This window comes from Chitinophaga agrisoli, assembly GCF_008386695.1.
GTDB lineage: Bacteria > Bacteroidota > Bacteroidia > Chitinophagales > Chitinophagaceae > Chitinophaga > Chitinophaga agrisoli.
Genome location: NZ_VUOC01000002.1, coordinates 870,524 through 894,413, shown reverse-complemented (window position 1 = coordinate 894,413; position 23,890 = coordinate 870,524). Strand labels below are relative to the sequence as shown.

The window sequence follows — 23,890 nt, the reverse complement described above, 5'->3', positions numbered from 1 at the left end:
CCTTTATTGAAATTATAAACTTATGAAAAGAGGTCTACTGTTTGTTATCATATTGTTAGCCTGTAGCCAGTTTGTAATGGCGCAGGCCCCCAACAATCCGTATGCCATCAGGTGGCAGGTACGCGTGCCGTTACGCACGCCGGAAATCCGCTGGACGGTAAAGATCGTCCAGGTGAACTGGGATAACTCTGAAATAGTGCTGTTCAACCAGGTGGTAAAAAGTAACTCCCGCCAGTTCTTTTCCGGCGTAGAATACCGCAACAGCAGCGTACATACTATACGCATGGATGTGGCCACGGATAACGGCAGAAATAACATAAGCTATTATTTCCCGGTAGATGGTAATACCGCCTACTCGTATGACCGTACCGGTACCTATAGCGGCGATAACTTTAATGGTGACTACTCCAAAATACTCTGGTTTTCTATACGGGTATTTAACACCATGCAGATCACTAACCCGGAACGCACAAATCCCATTGATGATAAATATTGTGAGGATGGCCACTTGCGGCTGAAAGTGGCCTATAACGGTGGTTCCACCTTCAGCCCCAATGGCTTTTGGCAATACCGGCTGGGTGGCGTGGGCGATTTTTCGCCGCTTGTAAACGCGGCTAACGGTATTCAGTACCAGGGCAACCTGTTAGACGTTACCCCGCAGGATATCTTTGGCGGTAATTACAAGAACCACCTGTATGAAAGGATTGAGTTCCGCGCCGCGCCATCAGTAGGGTACGGGTACGATTCCCAGTATTCAGGGATCAACGGAGAATTAAGGGGCCCTATCTATACGCTGGGGCCGGATGAAGGCTCCAATATCCTGGCCTATTACTTCCTGCCCGCATTGCCAAAACCTGTCAACGTATCGGCTGTGCAGCCCAGATGTTCCTATGATCAGGCCACCGGGGTAACGATAAATTTTGACCGGGACCTGAATTCAATTGAAACCATCAACGCGCTGACTATCTTCCGCGACCTGGGTAATGGCAACAAGGATGTATTTGATCAGTATGCGGATGCCAACGGTAATACCACCATCACTTCCCTGCCCGGTAACACCCTTACCTGGAGTAATGTAAAAGCAATGGCGCCTGGTAACTACCTGTTATCAGTAGAAGGGAAGAATAACGGTCAGACAGCCTGTGCTGCCACTTTTTATCCCTTCACCGTAACAGCCCCAACGCCGGTAACGATCGCCGATATTGTTCCGCAGAAAGTATTGTGCTTTAACGGCAACGGGGGCAGCATTACCGTTACGCCGGCAGGCGGCCAGGGTAATGGGGATGTGACCCAATATGAATACTCAAAAGATGATGGCGTTACCTGGCAGTCTGGTGATAATGTATTCCGTAACCTTACCGCAGGCAACTATACTATCAAGATCCGCGATAGCTACGGCTGTACCAGCCCCAGCTCACAACCGGTAACCATCACGGCGCCCACAGCGCCGCTGAAGATAACGGTGGATGGGTTCCTGGATCCTAAAGGATATGGTACCAATGATGGTTTCATCAATACCAGTGTTTCCAATGGTACCCCGCCCTATACCTATGCATGGAGCAATGGCGCTACCACAGAGGATCTTACCGGCTTAGGTGGCGGCGAGTTCAAACTGGTGGCAACAGATGCCAACGGTTGCCAGCAGGAGGCTAAAGTGCCGCTGGTAGAGCCGGATTCTATTGCGATCGATCTGGAAGAAACACCCATCAGTTGTAACGGCCGGCAGGATGGTGCGCTTAAAGCTACCGCCCACGGCGGCATAGGGGTATTAAGTTACCGCTGGTCCAATAACAAAACAACCACCACGATCACCGGTTTAGGAAAGAACCGTTATACAATAACGGTAACAGACGAAAATAATATCTCTAAATCCGTTCCCTACGATCTCAACGAGCCGGACATACTGACGGCTACCTTATTGCCGCTGGCCGCATTGTGTAATGGCGATGCAAACGGCAGCATAACATCCACCGTAGATGGCGGTACCGTGCCTTATGCTTATGCATGGAATACTGCCGGCACCGCAGACCACCTGGACAACCTGGTGGCAGGCGCTTACAATGTAACAGTAACAGACGGCCACGGTTGTACCACTACAGCCGATACCACCGTTACCCAGCCGGAGCCCTTGACCATACAGGCAGATGTAGTGCTGCCCACCCGCTACCAGCTGGCAGACGGCCGCATTGATATTACGCCACAGGGCGGTACTACGCCTTATGTTTACAAATGGAGCAACGGTCCCGTAACAGAAGATATTAACGGTCTGGGAGACGGTACCTACGAAGTATTGCTCACAGATAAGAACAACTGTACCTTAAAGCAAAGCTATATCATCAAACAACCGGACCCGCTTACCGGCGCTATAGAGGAGACCGCCCGCGTATTGTGTAACGATGCTGCTACCGGTAAACTCTATGCCCATGTTAACGGGGGCGTGCGCGCTTACCGGTATGCCTGGGACGATGGCGCTACAGACTCCGTGCGCACCGGCCTGAAAGCCGGCGACTACGGCGTAACGGTTACGGACAAGAGCGGTGTACAGCTGCGGCTGACATATACCATCAAACAGCCTACAGCCCTTACCCTATCAACCACCGGCAGCGAAATAAGCTGCAGTGGCGCAAAAGATGGTACCGTTGGCTCAGTGGCTGGTGGCGGTGTAACCCCTTACAGCTATCTCTGGAGCAATGGCGCTACCACGCCCAACCAGCAGGGTATCATCGGCGGCACTTACCTGTTGCAGGTAACGGACGCTAATGGCTGTATCATCAAAGGCAGCGCCATAGTGAACGTGCCTAATGCGCTTACCATCAGCAGCCAGGTAAAAGATCCTACCTGCGATGGTTATACTGATGGCGCTATTACATTGACCACCACCGGCGGCCGCCTGCCATACCGCTATACCTGGAATACAGGTGCGCTTACTTCCAGTATTAATAACCTGCCTGCCGGGTATTACAAAATAACCCTGCAGGATAAAAGCGGCTGTAAGCTAACACAGGAATTTAACCTGGTAGCGCCGCCGCCTTTAACGGTAAGCATTGGCGCGGATAAGACCCTCTGCGTAGACCAGGAGTATATCCTCGATGCTACCATTGCGGAAGGCTACACCTACGAATGGACCAGCAACAACGGTTTTACCGCCAGCACCCCGGCCGTAACAGTCACCAAAGCCGGCGACTATTGGGTAAAAGTAGCCAGCCAGCCGGGTTGTATTGCCCGCGATACGGCTATTATCAAAACAGACGACCGTGAGATCAATGCCAGCTTCCTGGTGAGCACACAGGCCTATAAAGGCGAATCCATTATCGTGGCTAATGTAAGCTTCCCCAGGGCAGACAGCGTAAAATGGAACCTGCCCAAAGGCGCCGTGATCACCAGCGAAGATAGCAGCGTAGTAGAGCTTAGCTTCCCCAACAGCGGGCAGTATACCGTTGGTATGACCGCCTACCGAGGCGACTGTACCGCTTATATGGCAAAAGACCTGATCGTGATAGATACCGTAGCCCTGCCCGGCCTGGATACGGAATTTGAAAGCCTGTTCAAACGTACCGTAGTGCGCCCCAACCCCAACAACGGCCAGTTTTATGTAGATGTGGAAGTAACGGTGGACGCGCCTGTGAACTACCGTTTCGTGGATATTACGCGTAATAAAACAGTATACGAAAAACGTTCCCAGCTAAGCCAGTCAACCGTAAATACGGAAGCGTTTAACATACCCAACCTGCCCGCCGGCGTGTATGTGTTGCTGCTGGAAACAGCTAAGGAGAGAAAGGCGTTGAAGGTGATGATACTGTAAAAAATATAAGTTAGCTATTTGTTTTAGTGGTTAGTAACGGAGAGCGTTACTAACCACTAACTTTTTATAGCAGTTTAGTTAAAGCCTCGCCGGAACCCCGCGGGAGTAAACCCCGTATTCTTTTTGAAAAAAAGCTGAAAATTGGATTGTTCAGAAAAACCTATACTATAGGCAATATCCTGCAGGGGCCAGTTGGTTTGTAATAACAGCATTTTTGCCTCTTCCAGCAACCTGTTACGGATATGCGTGCTTACGCTTTGACCAGTCTGTTTTTTCGACAGCCGGTTCAGGTAGTTGGGATGTATATGCAGGTTATTCGCAAACTCCTTGGCCGTCCGGATCCGGATGGGATTAGTAAAGCTGATGCCGGCAGTCTCTTTTTCCAGAAGCTCAAAGAACTGGCAGATGGGCGGATCCGGAACGGCAGTCCCCGGCGTAAGAAAACGGGCGGCCTGTATGCTTTCCACTACCAGTAGCTGTAGCAGTGCCTGTATAATATCCTCCCGGTAAACATTGCCGGACCGGTCCTCCGCCTCCATCTTTTCAAAATACCGGCAGCAGGTACGCAATCTGCTGTTATTTAAACAGATCACCGTTTTTTGCCGGTCCCGGAACAGACCGGATGTATCCAGCATGGCTTTAAACTGCGGATACCGGATCATAAAGGCTTTTTTAAACAGCGCATAATGCGCCCCTGCTTGTATGGATAGATTTTTCCAGGAGATAATTTCATGAGGGCGTACAAATAACATCACTGGCCGCTTAATAGAATAAGTATTGCCGCCTATGGTTAACCTGCCGGCGCCGCCTGTCACAAGCATGATCTGGTAAAACTCCCGCCGGTTAGGCGACAAATAACTTTCCTGCATACCACCGCTGCTGAAAAACGTTTTACAGGTCCAGGAATCCCCCGCGCCGGTAACAAGCATTACTTTTTTTATTGACATGATGATAAATTTAAAGTGTATGCTACCGGGGAAGGCGGCCAGCCCCCCGCGCCCTGGATGCATATCAGAATATCATGCCGGTTTTCAAATAGTTGTATATCAATGGCTTATAACTCGTCCGCAGCGGATGGCCATCGATATATCGTTTTTTTTACGACAATGCCGCCGATATATCGTAAAACAGTACCTGTACAGATGATCAGATCCGGTGGATAAATGTTAAATTTAATTAGTGAATAGTGGCTTATGATCTGTCATGACGCCAACAACTTAAATGTAGCATGCTTACGGGTCCGGTCTGCAAAACAACTTTTTCAGTTGCTGAATGACCGTTTGAAACGCTTGCTCGGTTATACGTATACCACCATATTTTTACCCGGTACAAATAAAACAACGCTGTATAACTATTTTTCAGATCTGCAGCATCATCCTTTTGCCCGTTCGGCAGCGGCTACAACCTCCTCCATCAACCCTTACCTGCTTCATCCCGCAGACAGCAAAAAATGGAAGCCGCTGCAGCTGGACCTGTTGAATGGTGAAAAATTCATAGGCCGCTGGATCCTCTTATACGGCGCGCAGGAAACAGTAAGCGAAACCTGCCTGGAAAGCCTGCCCGGGTTTGCGGAATTAATAGCCGCCACCTTAACGAACAGTATAGACTACGAGGAGATGCTGGACCGCGAAAAGGAAAACGATATCATCCAATCCCTGAATATTGATTTTGCAACCATACGCCAAAAACAGGACCTGCTGAAAGTCATCCATTTTAAGTTAAAGAACTTATTCGATTTCAGCGATCAGTTTGTAGCGGTGATCAACGATGATAAATTAACACTGAGCTCCTTTCTGCAGGATACGCAGTCCTGGGCGGATGAGCACCCAAAATACAAACAATCCGTAGCAGCAAAATACCCGCTTAATGATGGTGTTTTTAATAAAGTGATCTTATCCAAAGATCCCCAGGTGTTTGATCTGCGGCAGCAGCATGCCAGGGGCAATATGCCGGAATACTTCCAGATCCTCTATGATAGCGGCGTCAGGATGGTGTTTATGGTGGGGTTGCATGTAAGGGACAGGATGATAGGCCTGTGGTGCATATGCCAGGTAGATGGCCAGCACATGAGCAGCGGACAGCTGCAGCTGATCAGGAAGATCTCGGTCCAGCTGTCCATTGCGGTAGAGAATATAAAGGCTAATGAAGCCATTGCCGCCAAGGAAGAAGAAGGCAGGTTATTACTGCGGATGAGCGATGATATTGCGAACATTCACGATCTCATCAAACGTTATAAACAGCAATTGGAAGAAAAGAAAATATACCTGGAAGAAGAGATCGGAACAACCCATAACTATGCAGAGATCATTGGTAACGGACCGGAAATGCAAAAGGTTTTCCGCCTGGTATCAAAAGTGGCCGGCACAGACAGCACCGTCCTGATCCTGGGCGAAACAGGCACCGGCAAAGAGCTCATTGCCCGCGCTATACATAATAACTCATCCAGGAAAGAGAGGATAATGGTAAAGGTTAATTGCGCCACCTTACCGGTACACCTGGTAGAAAGCGAGCTTTTCGGACATGAGCGGGGTAGCTTTACCGGAGCTATAGAGCGCAGGATCGGTAAATTTGAATTAGCCAACCATGGCACACTGTTTTTAGATGAGATAGGGGAGCTGCCGCCGGAACTGCAGGTAAAACTGCTCCGCGCCCTGCAGGAAAAAGAGATTGAGCGTATTGGCGGAAAAACTACCATTAAAGTAGATGTACGGATCATTGCCGCTACTAACCGCGACATTGAGAAAGAAGTAGCAGAAGGCCGGTTCAGGAACGACCTGTATTACCGGTTGAATATTTTCCCCATCTGCCTCCCGCCGCTCCGGTCACGCACAGAAGATATTCCCGTGTTGGCCGCTCATTTTATGCAACGCTTTTCCAAAAAATTAGGGAAGCAGATCAATAAGATCAGCCATAGTAAATTACAGGAACTGCTGCAATACAGCTGGCCGGGAAACATCCGGGAACTAGAGCACCTGGTAGAAAGAAGTATACTGCTCACAACCGGGGATACGATCACAGATATACCCCTGCCATCCCCCAGGCAACAGAACGTCAGCCAGCCTGCCCAGGTATACTTTTCCCTGAAAACGATTGATGAAAATGAACGGGAACATATCCTCAACACATTGATCTACTGCAAAGGCAAGATCACGGGAGAAGGCGGCGCGGCGCAGCGGTTAGGCGTTCCCAACAGCACCTTGAGCTCAAAAATGAAACGGCTGGGCATCAGAAAGGAACACTTTAAATAGCATGTTTGATATTCATAATACCGCATTTGATATTGATACAATCGCCTGGCGCCATTCCTCCTAATTTTGATGTGATAATAGATTCCAGATTTTTCACGTCAAAAACACCAGCCATGAAAAGATCCAAAGGTACCGTTATCCTGGTAGCATCAAGTGTGGATACCATTATTCTAAAAGATGGTAGCACAGACCGTATAGGTTTTTATCTGAATGAGCTTACCATCCCCATGCAGGCGGTGGTGGCCGCCGGTTATGAGATCGTACTCGCAACTCCCAAAGGCAATAAACCGGTGCTGGACAGATCATCCGCCATTGCTGCGCATTTCGGCAACAGCGAAGAAGCGCTGAACAAAGCGCTTGAATTTGTAGAGAAATACCCGGCTATGCAAAACCCGGTATCGCTTCGTTCGCTGGTAGAAGGCGGGCTGGACGAATATATAGGCGTATTTGTACCGGGAGGGCATCCGCCCATGGTAGATCTGATGCAGGACCCATACCTGGGCGCCATCCTGGGGCATTTCCATACAAATGCCAAACCATCTGCATTCCTTTGTCATGGCCCCATATCCATTGCCTGCTCCGTGCGGGATGCCGCCGCCTTCCGTGCTGCGATGGTAGCAGGCGATACAGCGGCTGCAAAAAAAGCGTCCGCAGGTTGGCAGTATGCAGGCTACCGCATGACGGTGTTCTCCAACGATGAAGAACATTACGCGGAAAAGAACGTATTTAAAGACCGTTTGGCGCCGTTCTACGTAGCCGATGCTTTAACCATTGCCGGGGGAAAACTGGAGTTTGCGGAAGGCGGTATCTTCAAACCGCACGCCGTAGTTGACCGTGAATTGATCACCGGTCAGAACCCGCCTACCGCGCCCGAGCTGGCCAGGCTTTTTGTAAAAGCGTTGGATGAGATCAGCGCCACTGTTGAAGTGTAAGAAATTTATCTTTTAATAAATAAACAATGAAATATAGAAAACTGGGTAATACCAACGAACAATTATCCGCTATAGGACTGGGTACTATGGGCATGAACCATGCCTATGGTGAGCCCGATGATAAAGAATCAATAGCTACGCTGAACCTCGCTATTGACTTAGGCATTAATTTCTGGGATACGGCTGATATCTACGCAAAAGGCGAAAATGAGAAACTGGTGTCAGAAGTATTGGTCCCCAACCGGGATAAGATCTTTATTGCCACCAAATTTGGCTTCCGCTGGGATGATGGGAAGGCAAATTCCTTTGATGCATCTCCCGCGTACATCAAAACGGCGGTGGAGCAAAGCCTGCGGCGCCTGCGGGTAGATCATATCGATCTGTATTATGCGCATCGTGTAGATCCGGATGTGCCCATCGAAGAAACCGTGGGCGCTATGGCGGAACTGGTAAAACAAGGTAAGGTCAGGTATCTTGGTTTATCAGAGGCTTCTGCTGCATCACTTAAAAAAGCGCATGCCGTGCATCCCATTGCGGCGCTGCAAAGCGAGTATTCGCTGTTGACACGGAACGTAGAAACAGAGATCCTGCCGCTCACCAGGCAATTGGGCATATCCTTTATTCCCTTTAGCCCGCTGGCCCGCGGACTGGTCACCAATACCCTGGATGTAAGCGCACTGGCAGATAACGATTTCCGAAGAACATTGCCCCGCTACCAGGAAAAATATGCGGAGAATAACAGGAAGCTGGCAGCCGGTTTTGCCGCGCTGGCCGCAGCAAAGCAGGTAACGCCGGCACAGATAGCGCTGGCCTGGGTGTTAAGCCAGGGCGAACATATTATACCTATCCCCGGTACAAAAAAGACCAAATACCTGAAGGAAAACGCGGCCGCAGTAGATATAGCACTAAGCGCAGACGATTTGCAAACGATTGAAGAACTATTGGCAAAATACCCGGATACCGGCGCCAGGTATACGGAGCAGCATGAACGAATGGCGAATAACTAAATGGATTTGTTTGGTTTCCTAACAACTTCATTCACTTCATTCAGGCCGTTCATTTTATTCATTTTGTCTGGCCCCTTTGCCTGTATAACGAACTGCTTTACTTTTGGAGTAAACTCTAAAGTTGGCATAGGTTATGAAAAGGCACTCAAGATCTCCATCTGTTAGTGCCCTTTTTTTTGCTTGAGGAAAAAAAATAGTCGTTAGTAATACTGATAATGCGGGGGCATTGTATCAAAAATTACTAACGACTTTCCTTTATATACAAACTTATCCTTAACGGATGATCAGCTCTTCGAAATTCCTTTCCACAGCTACTTTCACCACGCCTACAGCAAAATTGCGGTTATTAAGCTTATACGCTTTGCCATCCACTATATACTCCGTAGGCTTAAACGGCAGGCCATGCACCAATACCCGGTGTTTCTTATAACTGGCCTCGTACTGCCCGGAGAACTTCTTCTTCAGACGGAACTGCTGCTTATCAGATACCTGCTTAAAGTTGATGATATTATACTGCCCGTTTTTATAACCATAGTGGTCGCCGGCGTCTTCATACAGCATACTGGGCGTAGATTGATCACTGTAATAAACATTCAGGATCATTTCGTCAATCTGCTTCTCATCCACATACTGGATGGCGGGATAGTTGGGCACTACGGCGCCTGCTTTTACAAACAGCGGCATCTCTTCCAGCGGCGTGGGTATCTTCACTACCTGTCCGCCTTCAAAGAGTTTATCGCTAAAGAAATAATACCATTGGCCGGCTGGCAGGTATACCTCTTTCTCCGTGGAGCCCGGCGTATCCACATGGCTGATCAGCAGGGCATCGCCCAGCATGAACTCATGGGAGCGGTTATAGGTCTGCGCATCCTGCTGGGCCACAAAGGCCAGGGGGCGCAGCATGGGCGTACCATTAAAGCTGTATTGCCAGAAGGTGGTATACAGGTAGGGCAGCAGGCGGTAACGTAGCTGTATAAAACGTTTGGCCACAAACTCGTATTTGCTGCCAAAGCTCCAGGGCTCCTGGTTAAAGCCGGTTTCATTGCTGGCGGAGTGGGTGCGCATCAGCGGGTGAAAAGCGGCCAGCTGTACCCAGCGGGTATACAGCTCTCCGTCCGGTTCGCCAATAAAACCGCCTATATCACTGCCGGCAAAGGAAATACCAGATACGGATAAGCGCTGGCATTGTATGCTGGCCAGCCACAGATGATCCCATTCAGATACGTTATCGCCTGTCCACACAGAGGCCCAGCGTTGGGCGCCGGCGTAGGCGGAGCGGGTGATCACAAACGGGCGGTTAGGCATCAGGTATTTCTTGAGGCCTGCTGCCGTAGCCTTGCTCATCAAATGCCCGTATATATTATGCGCCTTACGGTGGCTCACGTCTTCGCCATCATAATCATGCCGTACATCTTCCGGGAAAGTGCCCATCTCAAATACGGCCGGTTCGTTCATATCATTCCAGACCCCTCTTACGCCGGTGTCCAGCAGTCCTTTAAACAGGCTGCTCCACCATTCGCGTACCCGCGGGTCTGTATAGTCCGGGAACACGCATTTGCCCGGCCATACATCGCCTTCCATCAGCGCGCCATCCGCGCGTTTACAGAAGTAATCCTCTTCCATGCCCTGTTTATAGATCTCGTAATCCGGGTCTGCTTTAATGCCGGGATCAATGATCACCACGATCTTAAAACCATCGTCAGAGAGGTCTTTGATCATCTGCTGCGGATCTGGGAAATACTCCTTGTTCCAGGTAAAACAGCGGAAACCATCCATATAATCAATATCCAGGTGGATCACGTCACAGGGGATCCGGCGTTTGCGGAACTCGGCCGCTATCTCGCGTACCCGTTTTTCCGGGTAATAGCTCCAGCGGCATTGCTGATAGCCCAAAGCCCATAGCGGCGGCAGTTCTGCCGTACCGGTTATTTTGGTGTAGGCCTCCGCTACCTGCATCAGCTGCGGACCATAGATAAAATAATAGTTCATTTCGCCGCCCCTGGCCCAAAAACTGGATACTTCCTCCCGCTCATGCCCAAAATCAAACAGGGTACGGAACGTATTATCGAAGAAGATGCCATAGCCTATGCCATGGTGCAGCCCGTAGTAAAAAGGAATATTGCGGTACAGGGGATCGGTATCTTTCTGGAAACCATAAGCGTCCGTACCATAGTTCTCCAGGCGTTTGCCGCGCAGGTTCAGGTCCGTGGGTTTATCGCCCAGGCCATAAAAGCACTCGCCTTCCTGGATGGTTTTGCTGCAGTAAACGATCTTACCGCCCTTGAGCAGGTAATGCTGCCAGTGAAAGCCCAGCTCATCCTGGTTAATGATACGCCCCTCTATATCCGTAATGGTCAGGCGCAGGTTATCGCGGGCTACCCATATACGGATAGCGTCCGTGTAGATCTCAAATACCTCTTCAAACTCCCGTATGCCAAAATTGATGGGGGACTCTTCCAGCCGGTCGCTGGTAGCATAGGAAAAATCGCGTTGGAACTTACCATCGGCCGCATAGCGGAACCGCACAATCTTATCAGAAATGATCCTTATCTCCAGTATGGTTTCCGTTGTATAGAAATAAAAGAAATTGCCTTCTTTTTGCCATTTCCTGACGCTGTCAGGATAGTGTTTTACAGAATACTTACCCGACGAACTTGTTACTTGCATAGTTTGCTTTTAAAAAATCCAATCCGCTATCATTAGCCCGACCACTCATCTAAATTAAAAAAAAATCATGTGAAGACCTTGTTTTCTGCGTTTGACATGATTAACCCGTCGTTCACCTGTTAAATCGATGTATTGGCTAAATCGGCCGCGAAAAATATTAAATAACCGGTAACTTTATTATAAACGTACTTTTTTGCTTTAACCTATTTGTCCTACGGCGCGCTTTTTTACAGGCGCGCTTTTTTTATGCCGTGAAATTGCATCGCTTTTTTCAAATTGTTATCCAACTTGGGTGTTATTGCTTCGTTACTGCATATAAACGTTACTGCAACTGCATGTAAACGTTACACCCTACCACGAAATGCGGGGTAGCTGCTGTTGCCTGAACTGCACGTTTTATGCCATTGTGTGGTTATTCCGGTTTTGTACTGCTTTCAGGGATAGGTTGCCATTACTAATTAAAGTAGTTTCTGCTACTGACTAATATTTAAACGTGTTATACGGCCGTTACTCCCGGCCAGGAATATCCCTTTGCCATTGGGCGATACCTGTACCACATGAAACCCTTCCTTGCTCAGCGGCGTCCAGTGTTGGCCATCATCCGTAGATATATCGGTGCCGGAAGGGCCGGTGGCCACCAGGGTGCGTTGGCCTACCCAGGCTACGCAGGAGCGGTAGCCGCCCGGAGGCTGGATAGGCGCATGCCAGGTGCGGCCGCTGTCCAGCGTAAACAGGCAGTGCTGTTGCCGTAGGGTATCATTACTGTAATCGCCGCCTACTACCACGCCATGCACGCCGCCATTTTTAAAGGCCACAGAAAAAGCGCCGGTGCTGGCCTTACCCTGCAGAATGGGCAGCGCAAACGCCTGCCAGCCTTTGTCCGTAAGGTGGAAAAAACGGGCGGTATCGCCCCCTGTCACAAAACAGGCCTGCTGGCCCAGGGGTTGCAAACTGGTGCCGCTGGCGGCAAAAATAGCCTCGCCGGTAAGGGCTTTGGGCCGCCGGGCAGGAGGGAGGGTATCCCATTTAAGCCCGCCGTTATGAGTGACCAGCATGGTAAAGCGGCCGTTCAGCGGGTCGCCAATGGCCAATCCCTCTTTTGGGGGAATAGCAGACCCTTCCTTAGCGCGCCGGAAAAGCACCCCATCAAAAAAGATCCCCTTTGTATTATTATAATATACCTTTTCCCAGGTTTGGCCGCCGTTAGCGGTATGGAACACGTACGCCGGCGCCCCGGCATTGATCACCACGGCCTCCCGCTCATTAAAAGCGGCCAGGCTGCGCCAGTCGCAGCTATCACACCCCTTTACCCGTAACCATTGCCACTGCCGGCCACCATCCGTGCTTTTGCCCACCATACCGTCCGTGCCGGATACCCAGATCACCTGGTCGCTCACCACGCTCATGCCCCGGATACTTTTTATAGGCCCCCGGACCAGCAGCTCCAGGGTGGGGGAGGACTGGCCATATACACCCAGGGCGGCGCAACAGCATAATATAAGATAGCAACAGGTAATCTTGAACATTTATTTACAGGATGTTAGTGAGCAAGAAAAATACAAAATCATTCAAAAGTGTGATGCAGATTTATATATTTGCAAACAACTAACCGGCATAAGTGCGTCATTTACCATCCCAGATAAAAAAACTGCAGCTGCTTGGACTATTGATTTTCGCAATGAACACCCTGTTTGCACAAGAGGGACGGTATATTTTTGATTCCTACAGCGTAAACGAAGGCCTTTCCCAAAGCGTAGTCAACGACATCATCCAGGATGACCAGGGGTTTATGTGGATCGCTAACCGCGATGGCGTGAACCGCTTTGACGGCTACGTATTCAACGAATACCGCTATAAGACCAGCGAGCAGAACAGGGCCGGCGTAGGCAAAGGCAACCTGGTAGCCAACAGCTCCAGCGGCGCCCGGGCCGTTATTAACCGCTTTGACCTGAAAGGATATAAAGGCTACGCTTTTTACAAAAATAGCCGCGGACAGCTCCTGCTCTCACACAATAATGGTATCAGCCTCTACGATCCCTATCGTAACACGTTCAGGGTAGTGCTGGAAGACACTTCCAACCTCAATGAGCGCGAACGGGACCGTAGTATTAAATATAAGATCCTGGGCGAGGATACCGCCGCCCACCAGCTATGGATCTGGCGCCCCCTTAAAGGGCTCTATGTACTTGATAACCATAGCTACGCCATTAAACGCGTGATCCTGTACCCGCCGCAGTTTACCGCCCGCGGCCTGGTGCCACGGGATATCCTCAAGGACGGGAACCAGATCTGGATGAACTTTGAGCCGGGGGAGCTGCTGGCCATGAATACCCAAACCCTGCGTCTCTCCACCTACTGCCTGCCGGGCATAGACGATGCCCCGGTGATGCGCAACCTCAATGCAGACTCCATGATCATTGCCTGCAGCGGGCATATTCTCATGTTCAATAAAAAAGAACATAAATTCACGGATCTCACCTATACAGAGTATGACGATAAAGGCGAGGCCTTTGAGCCGGCTGTGATGGAGCTGGACCATAACCGCAATGTATGGATAGGCGGTAGCGATGGGGTGCTTATCTACAGCATACGCCGCAACGAGATCATCCAGCATATCACCACCTTTAACACATTCGAGACCCGCTCCCTCAACAACGTGCGCTATTTGTACCGCGATGCGGCGGACAATATGTGGGTAGGCACCAGCGGCGACGGTATCAAAAAATATTCCCCCCACAAAAAAGTATTTAACCTGTACCGGTCCCCCTTCATCTCGCACAACATGGTGCGCTCTATTTACAAGCATGACGATGGCAAGCTCTACGTAGGCCTGCTGCGCGACGGGCTGGATATTTATGAGGAAGGCGGCCGTTTCCTGGAACGGATCTCTAACAGCGAAGGGCATATGGCCTTCCCTGCCAACACCATCAACGCCATTTGCCGGGAGAACTATAAATACCTCTGGATCCATTTCGAGGGCCGCTCCCTTGGCCTGTTTAACGTACAGACCAAAAAATTCCTGAACCTTACGCCAGTGGTGGATACCCTGGGCCTGCCACTGCAGCTGGATAATTATGCGCCCTTCCTGTTCCGGCGGGTAAACGGCGAGGTATATTTTAATTATGGGGAATACCTGCTGTCCATCAGCGTGGATGAAAAAGGGAATAATAAGTACACCGCCGCGCTGGTGCATCATTTTCCCGGAGAGATCCTGAACTGTTACTACGAAGATTATATGGGTAACCAGTACATTGGCACCCAGGCCAACCTGTACGTAAAGGACGTAGGCAACGTGCGCTGGCGCACCGTTACCCTGCCGGCCGGCACCATTGTAAAAAGTATCAACAAGAACGCGCAGAAACACCTGCTCGTAGCCACCAGCCGGGGCCTGTTCATTATGGACACCGCCTACCATGTAACGCAGCATTATAACAGCTACGATTTTCCCGCGTTGGTGAACGATTTCTTTTACGGCGTACTGCTCGATGATAAGGACCGCATATGGGTAAGCCATAACAAAGGCCTGTCCCAGATAAACCCGGTCACCAACGAGATCACCACTTTTAATCACGAGGATGGTCTGCAGTCCAACGAATTCAATACCGGCGCTTATTTCAAATCGGTGGATGGGGAGCTGTTCTTTGGCGGCATCCGCGGCGTAAACGGTTTTTACCCGCGCAATTTCCGCAATAACCCCTTTGTGCCCAAGGTTGTCATAAAACGGATGGAAGTGCTGGACCGGCCTTATGAATCGGACACCGCCATTTCCCTGCTGCATCATATAGAATTACCCTATAACCAGAATACCATCGCCATTGAGTTTGTACCATTGGAATACACTAATCCCTTGAAAAACAAGGTGCAGTACAAACTGGAAGGCGCGGATGAAGATTGGGTGCAGGCCGGCACCTTCCGCATGGCGCGGTATACCAACCTGCGGCCCGGCACTTATACCTTTAATGTACGCGCCTCCAATAACGATGATATCTGGAATACGATTCCCACTACGCTAGAGATCGTTATCCGTATTCCTTTCTGGCAATCATTGTGGTTCAGGTTTTTATTACTGTTATTGCTGTTAGGCATTGCTTATTATTTTTCTACTTTGTATCTTGATTATAAAATACGCCATGAGAAGCTGAAGCTGGAGAAAGAACAGGCGGTGGATCAGGAGCGGGCGCGTATTTCGAGCGATATGCATGATGATCTGGGCTCCGGATTATCTACTATCCGTCTTTTAAGCGAGATCGCGAAACGTAAGATCCAGGACCCGTCCCAAACCCGTGAATTAGAACGCATTTCCGAGGCAGCCGGCGAATTGGTCGATAAGATGAGCGAGATTATATGGGCAATGAATTCCTCCAACGACTCACTGGAAAACCTGATCGCTTACATGCGTAGTTTTGCCGCCGACTTTTTGGAACATGCCCATATCACGCACCAGTTCTTCATACCGGAAAACATTCCCAACATAAAGCTCAGCGGCGGTACACGCCGTAATATCTACCTGGCAGTCAAGGAGTCGCTGCATAACGTAATGAAACATGCCCAGGCTACGGAAGTAGAGGTAGAGATCCAGGTAAAAATGGAGCAGCACATGACCATACAGATAAGGGATAATGGCAAAGGATTTGATCAGGATAAAGTGCGGCTGTTTGGAAACGGATTGAAAAACATACAAAAAAGGATGCAGGCCGTAGGCGGGCATGCAGACATCACCTCCCGCAACGGGACGATAGTTTTTCTAGATATCCCATTAAATTGATCTATTTTTGTTCGAATAATCACATTTTCGTGTTAAGTAAGTAACCGCTAAGACTACAATAATGACTGTGTATTCCAAAAAGAAGTCCCAGGATAGTATGGATGTTATTTCAGTGGCCATTGTTGAGGACAATCATGATATCCGTACGGCTATGGAATTATTGATCAACGGTTCGGAAGGCTATGCTTGTATTGGTACCTTCAACAATGCAGAAACCGCCCTGGAACAGATACCCCATTTGTTACCCAACGTAGCACTGATGGATTTTAATCTTCCCGGAGGCATGAATGGCATTGAATGTATTGCCCGTTTAAAGGCAGAGTTCCCCGACATGCAATTTATGATGCTGACCGTGTATGAAGATGATGATAAGATCTTTCAGGCCCTGGAAGCAGGCGCCAGCGGATATATCCTCAAAAAAACATCTCCCGGCGAGCTGCTGGAAGCCATCCGGGACCTGCACGAAGGCGGCTCTCCCATGAGCTCTCAGATAGCCCGGCGTGTAGTAGCCTACTTCCAGAAGCAGGCTAAGCCCAACCCGGCGCTGGAAGCGCTTACCTCCCGTGAAAAAGAGATCCTGGACCAACTTTCCAAAGGTTTCCTGTACAAGGAGATCGCCAGCAATCTTTATATCAGTATTGAAACGGTAAGAAGGCACGTGCATAATATCTATGAGAAACTGCATGTTAGAAGCCGTACCGATGCGGTGAACAAGTACTACAACCGCTAACTTTACCTTGGTTTTTTTTCAATAAAAACAGGAAGTCAGGAGGCATACCACGGTCTGTGCAAACAGATTGCATAGTATTGTATTGCCGCTCCCGGCTCCCTGTTTGACTACATTGTAGTGGATTAGCAAACCTGCTTTAATCTGCTTTTCTGTTCACACGTACTTTTGCCAGGTTTTTGCGCAACAGATGCGCAAATAATACCATAGAGGCAATGAGCAGGCAAGCCAATTTGAATAGTAGACCGGTTCTCATAGGTATAGGGTATTATAGTTAGTTCTTAGCTTTTAGTCGTTAGCGCTTAGCTCTTGACAGTAATTGTAGCCTAACGGTAAAAACTATATAAGGTAGATTGTTTGTTATCAGTTCATCATTTGCCACTCGTTAAACCGCTTCATCCATTTACTGAAGATTTCACGGAAGGGACGACGGCCCCTGTCTGTAAGGAAAGTGATCAGCAGTGCAACAGAAAGCACTACCATTAGCATCATCAGGCATAGTGTTTTCATAGAATTAGGACAGTTTTTGTACTTGTGTATAACCAGGACTGTAAATATAGATAAATCTATCATATAAAATATAGTTTGCATAAAAATTTATTTAAACACAAGAATTTGGGACGGGGTGCATAATTTATACTTGGGATGATTGCCCGAATCCTTTATTTTTGCCAGTACCCGGATTTTGCTAAAAGATTTAGTAAGCCCGGCCCTGAAGCTTGTAAATAGTTATCTTAATATATATATGGCAATTACAGACAAAACGGAAAAGGACAAAAAGGACCTCTTCGCAGCCTATACGGAAGACTCGATCCGTTCGCTCGATTGGCGGGAACATATACGCCTGCGGCCGGGTATGTACATTGGCAAGTTGGGAGATGGTACCAGCATGGACGATGGTATTTATATCCTCATCAAGGAAGTGGTGGATAACTGTATTGATGAACATACCATGGGCTTTGGCCGCCAGGTCGATATCAAGGTATCTGAGCACAGCGTGACCGTGCGCGACTATGGCCGCGGTATCCCCCTGGGCAAGGTGGTGGACGTGGTGAGCAAGATCAATACCGGCGCCAAATACGATAGCAAGGCCTTCCAGAAATCCGTAGGTTTGAACGGGGTGGGTACCAAAGCGGTAAACGCCCTCTCCCAGTACTTTAAAGTACAGTCCATACGCGACGGCCGCCTGAAAACAGCGGAATTCGAGCGCGGTGTGCTCACCAAAGAGCATAAAGAGACCGCTACCAGCGAAACGAACGGCACCCTGGTAACCTTTACCCCGGACGATACCGTTTTTAAGAACTACAAATACATCCCGGAATTCCTGGAGAACCAGATTTGGAACTACTGCTTCCTGAATGCTGGTCTCACCATCAACTTCAACGGGCAGAAATACGTTTCAAAGAACGGCCTGCTGGACCTGCTGCAGCGGAAAACCAATGCGGAGGACCTGCGCTATCCTATCATCCACCTCAAAGGAGAGGATATAGAAGTGGCCATTACCCATGAGAACCAGTACGGGGAGGAATATTACTCCTTTGTGAACGGTCAGCATACCACCCAGGGCGGTACACACCTGGCGGCTTTCCGCGAGGCCTTTGTAAAGACCGTACGTGACTTCTACAAAAAAGACTACGATGCTACGGATATCCGCGCTTCTATCTGTGCCGCTATCTCTGTAAGGGTACAGGAGCCGGTATTTGAGTCGCAGACCAAGACCAAACTGGGCTCCCTGACGGTATCTGAAGGCGGCGCCTCTATGAAAGCCTTTGTATTGGACTTCCTGGGCAAACACCTGGATGATTTCCTGCACAGGAACCCTTCCGTGGCAGAATCCATGAAGAAAAGGATCGAGCAGAGCGAACGCGAACGCAAGGAGCTGGCCGGTATCAAAAAACTGGCTAACGAGCGCGCCAAAAAGGCCAACCTGCACAACCGTAAACTGCGCGACTGCCGCCTGCACTTCAACGATGAGCTTACCGGCAAGGACAAATTGGAAATGGAAGCCCGCCGCCTGGATACGATCATCTTTATCACGGAGGGCGATTCCGCAAGCGGCTCCATCACTAAATCCCGCAATGTGGAAACACAGGCGGTATTCAGTTTGCGTGGTAAACCGCTCAACAGCTTTGGCCTTACCAAAAAGATCGTATACGAGAACGAGGAGTTTAACCTGCTGCAACACGCGCTGAATATAGAAGAGGGCCTGGAAGGGCTGCGTTATAATAAGATAGTGGTAGCAACCGATGCAGACGTGGATGGTATGCACATCCGCCTGCTGCTGCTCACCTTCTTCCTGCAGTTCTTCCCGGACCTGGTGAAGAACGGGCACGTATATATCCTCGAAACGCCGCTGTTCCGCGTGCGCAATAAACAGGAAACCATCTACTGCTATAATGAAGAGGAGAAACAGGCAGCGGTGAAAAAACTGGGCAACAAACCGGAGATCACCCGCTTTAAAGGCCTGGGCGAGATCTCGCCGGAGGAGTTTGGCCGTTTCATTGGCGAAAACATGAAAGTGGATCCCATCATCCTCTCCAAAGACATCCATATCCAGAAACTGCTGGAATATTATATGGGTAAGAATACGCAAACCCGTCAGGAGTTTATTATCAGCAACCTGCGGTACGAAAAAGACCTGGTGGCCGAATAACAATCAATACTAGTTAATGAGCGTACTACATATCGTATTCGGACAGTCCTCCAAACCGGTGCTGGCTGCAGCATTTGAACTGGACGAGAAAATAAAAGGGGACATCCTCTGTTTTGAAGATGATCTTTCCATTGGCCCGCTGTTTATACTGGACACCAAAGATGGCCAGGCTAACCGCCGCCAGTGGTGGCAGCAGCTGGCCGGCATACAGCCGCAGCCGGTAGCGGAGCAAGCTGCAACGGAGCAAGCTGCAACGGAACAAGCTGCAACGGAAAACACGACCGCCGCCACCCCTCCCGCTGAAGAAGAAGTGGCCGGCGATCCTGAGCTGGTCAAACAGTTAAAAGCCCTGCTAAAAACAGAGCCGGAACAGGAAGTCTGGATCTGGGCCGGACAGAACGCCCGCGACGTATGCGGATATTACTGGCTGGTCAGTCAACTCTACGACTTTTCCGGCCGTATACATATCATTTACCTCAACAACCTGCCTTTCCTCAACGAAAAGAACGCCGTATTTTATCCTACCCACCTGCACCAGATCATGCCCAGGGAATTCCTGAAGGCTAAGAAACTGGCCCGCCCGGTATCCGTACCGGAGTTTGAGCTGGATGGCGAGGAATGGCACCGTCTAATGAACGAGAACGCCGGCGTACGTTTGCTGGAAGGCGGCAAAAAGATAAAAGGAGAACCGGTGGCGCATTACGACAAGGACTTGCTGGCACAGTGTACAAAAGAGTTCCAGAAAGCCTCTAAAGTCGTAAGCCAGGTAACCGGCAAGCTCAAGTACCCGGTAATGGACCAGTATCTCGCCTGGCGCGTGAAGGAGCTGATCCGCACAGAACAGCTGGAAAGCAGGGGAGAGCTGAAAACAGCAAAGGAATTTGAAGTGAAACTGCCGGGCGGCGGAGAAGCGCAGCCCGACATACCCGGTGAAATACTGGGATCATAGTAAAAAAATAACAATGGTATCGGTAACACCTTTGGAATTAATAGGCCAGGACGAACGCGGGGCCAACTACATATGGGAAAGCCAGCGCACCGGCCGTTTCATTATGTGTTTCCGGAAAGCCGGCAGCAGCAGTGGACAGCATTACCACGAAGGCAAAAGCGATTACAAGAACCCGGAAATACTCTTTGTATTAAGCGGCAAAGCAGCACTGCACTGGTGCCCTTTGGATGAAAAAGAGATCCGCGTAATAACGATCGAAGCGCCTGCCAGGGTAGAAGTAGCCATCAATATCTGGCACCAGCTGATAGCCGTAACCGATTGTACCTTTATAGAGTTGAACTCCCTGGAAGACGTGCAGCGCGATTCCGTGCGGATTTGGAGGGAAGACTTTGAAAAAAATTTTAGCTTATGAGTGACATTCAAGATAATCTGCCAAACGACGAATCATTACACAATATCATCCACGTGGGTGGTATGTATGAAAGCTGGTTCCTGGACTATGCTTCCTATGTGATCCTGGAGCGTGCGGTGCCCAGCGTGGAAGACGGGTTAAAACCGGTACAACGGCGCATCCTGCACGCCATGAAGGAAATGGACGATGGCCGCTTTAATAAGGTAGCCAACGTGATTGGCCAAACCATGCAGTACCACCCGCATGGCGACGCCTCCATCAGCGATGCCATCGTAAACCTGGGACAGAAAGAACTGCTCATTGAGACCCAGGGTAACTGGGGCGATGTACGAACCGGCGACGATGCTGCCGCCGCCAGGTACATTGAGGCGCGCCTCTCCAAATTTGCGCTCGATATCGCGTTCAACCCTAAGACCACCACCTGGCAACTAAGCTACGACGGCCGTAAGAACGAGCCGCTCACGCTGCCCATGAAGTTCCCCCTGCTGCTTGCACAGGGCGCCGAGGGCATTGCCGTGGGCCTCTCTACCAAAATATTACCGCATAATTTCTGCGAGCTCATAGAAGCCTCCATTAAATACCTGCGCGGCAAAAAGTTTGAGCTGTTCCCGGACTTCATGACCGGCGGCATGATAGATATTGCCGGTTATAACGATGGTAAACGCGGCGGCAAAGTAAGGGTACGCGCACATATAGAAGAGAAGGATAAAAAGACCCTGCTGGTAAAGGATGTGCCTTATGGCGTAACCACCACCCAGTTGATGGAATCCATCGTAAAGGCAAACGACAGTGGCAAGATCAAGATCAAAAAAGTGGTGGACAACACCGCCAAAGATGTAGAGATAGAGGTACAACTGGCGCCCGGCATTTCCCCGGACATCACCATCGACGCCCTTTACGCCTTCACAGACTGCGAGATCTCCATTTCGCCCAATGCCTGCGTGATCGTAGAAGACAAGCCGCACTTCCTCACCGTTTCCGACCTGCTGAAGTACTCCGCAGACTTTACCCGCGAGCTCCTGAAACGCGAACTGCAACTGCGCCTGGCGGAACTGGAAGAAAAATGGCACTACACCTCCCTGGAAAAGATCTTCTTTGAAAAACAGATCTACAAGGAGCTGGAACAAAAACACAAAGACTGGGAAACCGTACTGCAGGCCATTGATAAGGGCTTTACCCCCTACAAGAAAAACCTCAGAAGGGCCATTACCCGCGAAGATATTGTAAAGCTCACGGAGAAACCCGTACGCCGTATCTACCGTCTCGATATCAACGAGCTGAACGAACAGATCAAAGGCATTGAAGGCGATATCAAACAGGTAAAATTCGACCTGGACCACCTGGTAGACTTTACCGTTACCTATTACGAAAACCTGCTCAAGAAATACGGCAAAGGCCGCGAAAGGCTCACTGAGCTCAAGACCTTTGACACCATTCAGGTACAGCAGGTGGCCATGGCCAATACCAAGATCTACGTAAACCGCGCAGACGGTTTTATAGGCACCTCCCTCAAAAAGGATGAGTTCATAGCAGACTGCTCTGACCTGGATAACATCATCGTCTTCCGCCGCGACGGCAAAATGCTGGTAACAAAAGTCTCCGACAAGACCTTCGTAGGCAAAGACATCATCCACGTAGACGTGTTCCGCAAAAACGATGAGCGCACCACCTACAACATGATCTATGTAGACGGTAAGAGCGGTATCAGCTATGCCAAACGCTTTAACGTAACCGGCATTACCCGCGATAAGGAATACGATCTCACCACCAAAGGCGAGAAGAACTCCAAAGTACACTACTTCTCCGCCAACCCTAATGGCGAAGCAGAGGTAGTCAGCATAAAACTGAGCCCCAACAGCTCCGCCCGCAACAAAGACTTCGACCTGTTCTTCGAGACCATCGCCATCAAGGGCCGTAGCTCCATGGGCAACCAGGTAACTAAGTATCCCATCCGCAGCGTAAAATTCAAAGAGAAAGGCGTATCCACCCTCTCCGGCCAGAAGATCTGGTACGATGATAAGATAGGCCGCCTGAACACAGAAGAGCGTGGCGTATACATAGGCAGCTTTGAAGGAGAGGACAAAATCTTTGTAGTGTACAAGAACGGCAGCTATGTGCTCACCAACTTTGAGCTCACCAACCGCTACGAACCGGATGATGTAGTATACATAGAGAAATTTAACCCGGAGAAGATCGTAACCGCCATCTATTTTGACGCAGACAAAAAGCAGGTGAACGTAAAACGCTTTAAGATCGAGACGCAGACGCTGAACAATAAGTTCACCTTCATTAAGGAAGGCGCCGGCAACTACCTGGAGCTCGCCACCACCCACTCAGACCCGGTTGTACTACTGAAAACCGGCAAAAAACGCAGCCCGGAAGAAGAGGAAGTGAACCTGAGCGAATTTGTGGAAGTGACAGGCTGGAGGACAGTAGGTACCAGGTTGGCAGGAGATGATTTTGTGAGCGTGGAACTGTTGTCGGAAGATGAGGACCCGGATCCGGAAGAGGAGGGGAACATACAGGGAGAGTTGTTTTAGTGTATAATAAATGATAAACAGCCGGTAGTAAGTGGTTACTACCGGCTGTTTTTGTTTTGGAGATCATGAAATGGAAATCATACTAAATAGGATGGATTGTTTGCCCTGGATTTTTTTATACTGAGTTGCATACTTTAAATACAAGACCATAGATCAACCCCTAACAGTTAGATAGACCGTTTAAACTA

General features: G+C 49.5%; 14 protein-coding genes. 10 read left to right on the top strand and 4 right to left on the bottom strand.

From position 1 onward, the window contains the following. Positions 1-22: 22 nt before the first annotated feature. Entirely contained in the window at positions 23-3,802 is a 3,780-nt protein-coding gene (locus F0L74_RS10995; RefSeq protein ID WP_149837914.1) for a T9SS type A sorting domain-containing protein, read from the top strand. A 74-nt stretch (positions 3,803-3,876) separates the two neighbouring features. Here F0L74_RS10995 and F0L74_RS10990 read toward each other — a convergent pair whose 3' ends face one another. Further along, on the bottom strand, positions 3,877-4,749 hold the full coding sequence (locus F0L74_RS10990) for an AraC family transcriptional regulator (RefSeq protein ID WP_188315960.1): 873 nt from the start codon (positions 4,747-4,749) through the stop codon (positions 3,877-3,879). Between the two features lie 333 nt (positions 4,750-5,082). On the opposite strand from F0L74_RS10990, the gene F0L74_RS10985 reads away from it, so the two are divergent. From F0L74_RS10985 to F0L74_RS10975, 3 genes are all read left to right on the top strand, one after another. Further along, positions 5,083-7,050, top strand: coding sequence for a sigma-54 interaction domain-containing protein (locus tag F0L74_RS10985; protein WP_188315959.1), 1,968 nt, complete (start codon positions 5,083-5,085; stop codon positions 7,048-7,050). A 113-nt stretch (positions 7,051-7,163) separates the two neighbouring features. Then, positions 7,164-7,982 carry a type 1 glutamine amidotransferase domain-containing protein gene (locus F0L74_RS10980; protein WP_149837911.1) on the top strand — a complete coding sequence of 273 codons (819 nt, stop codon included), beginning with the start codon at positions 7,164-7,166 and terminating at the stop codon, positions 7,980-7,982. 26 nt (positions 7,983-8,008) lie between these two features. After that, positions 8,009-8,989, top strand: a complete 981-nt coding sequence (locus F0L74_RS10975) for an aldo/keto reductase (protein WP_149837910.1) — start codon at positions 8,009-8,011, stop codon at positions 8,987-8,989. A gap of 273 nt (positions 8,990-9,262) precedes the next feature. On the opposite strand, the gene F0L74_RS10970 is transcribed toward F0L74_RS10975, so the two are convergent. Continuing rightward, positions 9,263-11,656: a glycoside hydrolase family 31 protein gene (locus F0L74_RS10970; protein ID WP_149837909.1), complete on the bottom strand. Its 2,394-nt coding sequence runs from the start codon at positions 11,654-11,656 to the stop codon at positions 9,263-9,265. 473 nt (positions 11,657-12,129) lie between these two features. Then, positions 12,130-13,182 (bottom strand): YCF48-related protein, encoded by a 1,053-nt coding sequence (locus tag F0L74_RS10965; RefSeq protein WP_149837908.1) that lies wholly within the window; start codon positions 13,180-13,182, stop codon positions 12,130-12,132. A 152-nt stretch (positions 13,183-13,334) separates the two neighbouring features. On the opposite strand from F0L74_RS10965, the gene F0L74_RS10960 reads away from it, so the two are divergent. Together F0L74_RS10960 and F0L74_RS10955 are read left to right on the top strand one after the other, a co-directional pair. Then, entirely contained in the window at positions 13,335-16,421 is a 3,087-nt protein-coding gene (locus F0L74_RS10960) for a sensor histidine kinase (RefSeq protein ID WP_149837907.1), read from the top strand. 97 nt (positions 16,422-16,518) lie between these two features. Continuing rightward, the gene (locus F0L74_RS10955) at positions 16,519-17,151 is read left to right on the top strand and encodes a response regulator transcription factor (RefSeq protein ID WP_246197678.1); all 633 of its coding nucleotides are present in this window, start codon (positions 16,519-16,521) and stop codon (positions 17,149-17,151) included. Positions 17,152-17,511: 360 nt separating this feature from the next. Here the strand turns inward: F0L74_RS10955 and F0L74_RS33250 are convergent, their stop codons facing one another. After that, complete coding sequence (locus F0L74_RS33250) at positions 17,512-17,658, bottom strand: hypothetical protein (protein ID WP_188315958.1); 147 nt, start codon at positions 17,656-17,658, stop codon at positions 17,512-17,514. Positions 17,659-17,893: 235 nt separating this feature from the next. Here F0L74_RS33250 and F0L74_RS10950 point away from each other — a divergent pair, with 235 nt between their 5' ends. Genes F0L74_RS10950 through F0L74_RS10935 form a run of 4 tightly spaced genes read left to right on the top strand, consistent with a single transcriptional unit; the run spans position 17,894 to position 23,702 of the window. After that, positions 17,894-19,801, top strand: coding sequence for a DNA topoisomerase IV subunit B (locus F0L74_RS10950; RefSeq protein WP_149837905.1), 1,908 nt, complete (start codon positions 17,894-17,896; stop codon positions 19,799-19,801). Positions 19,802-19,817: 16 nt separating this feature from the next. Further along, complete coding sequence (locus F0L74_RS10945; RefSeq protein WP_149837904.1) at positions 19,818-20,750, top strand: DUF1835 domain-containing protein; 933 nt, start codon at positions 19,818-19,820, stop codon at positions 20,748-20,750. 13 nt (positions 20,751-20,763) lie between these two features. Next, positions 20,764-21,162 carry a cupin domain-containing protein gene (locus F0L74_RS10940; RefSeq protein ID WP_149837903.1) on the top strand — a complete coding sequence of 133 codons (399 nt, stop codon included), beginning with the start codon at positions 20,764-20,766 and terminating at the stop codon, positions 21,160-21,162. Further along, complete coding sequence (locus F0L74_RS10935) at positions 21,159-23,702, top strand: DNA gyrase/topoisomerase IV subunit A (RefSeq protein WP_149837902.1); 2,544 nt, start codon at positions 21,159-21,161, stop codon at positions 23,700-23,702. Before F0L74_RS10940 ends, F0L74_RS10935 begins: the two co-directional genes overlap by 4 nt. Positions 23,703-23,890 lie beyond the last annotated feature (188 nt).

What these genes read in the sequence shown, in the direction of transcription:
- F0L74_RS33250 (WP_188315958.1), bottom strand. Translation starts at nt 17,658, where the DNA reads ATGAAAACACTATGCCTGATGATGCTAATGGTAGTGCTTTCTGTTGCA.
- F0L74_RS10995 (WP_149837914.1), top strand. Translation starts at nt 23, where the DNA reads ATGAAAAGAGGTCTACTGTTTGTTATCATATTGTTAGCCTGTAGCCAG.
- F0L74_RS10965 (WP_149837908.1), bottom strand. Translation starts at nt 13,182, where the DNA reads ATGTTCAAGATTACCTGTTGCTATCTTATATTATGCTGTTGCGCCGCC.
- F0L74_RS10960 (WP_149837907.1), top strand. Translation starts at nt 13,335, where the DNA reads ATGAACACCCTGTTTGCACAAGAGGGACGGTATATTTTTGATTCCTAC.
- F0L74_RS10950 (WP_149837905.1), top strand. Translation starts at nt 17,894, where the DNA reads ATGGCAATTACAGACAAAACGGAAAAGGACAAAAAGGACCTCTTCGCA.
- F0L74_RS10935 (WP_149837902.1), top strand. Translation starts at nt 21,159, where the DNA reads ATGAGTGACATTCAAGATAATCTGCCAAACGACGAATCATTACACAAT.
- F0L74_RS10980 (WP_149837911.1), top strand. Translation starts at nt 7,164, where the DNA reads ATGAAAAGATCCAAAGGTACCGTTATCCTGGTAGCATCAAGTGTGGAT.
- F0L74_RS10970 (WP_149837909.1), bottom strand. Translation starts at nt 11,656, where the DNA reads ATGCAAGTAACAAGTTCGTCGGGTAAGTATTCTGTAAAACACTATCCT.
- F0L74_RS10955 (WP_246197678.1), top strand. Translation starts at nt 16,519, where the DNA reads ATGGATGTTATTTCAGTGGCCATTGTTGAGGACAATCATGATATCCGT.
- F0L74_RS10945 (WP_149837904.1), top strand. Translation starts at nt 19,818, where the DNA reads ATGAGCGTACTACATATCGTATTCGGACAGTCCTCCAAACCGGTGCTG.
- F0L74_RS10990 (WP_188315960.1), bottom strand. Translation starts at nt 4,749, where the DNA reads ATGTCAATAAAAAAAGTAATGCTTGTTACCGGCGCGGGGGATTCCTGG.
- F0L74_RS10975 (WP_149837910.1), top strand. Translation starts at nt 8,009, where the DNA reads ATGAAATATAGAAAACTGGGTAATACCAACGAACAATTATCCGCTATA.
- F0L74_RS10940 (WP_149837903.1), top strand. Translation starts at nt 20,764, where the DNA reads ATGGTATCGGTAACACCTTTGGAATTAATAGGCCAGGACGAACGCGGG.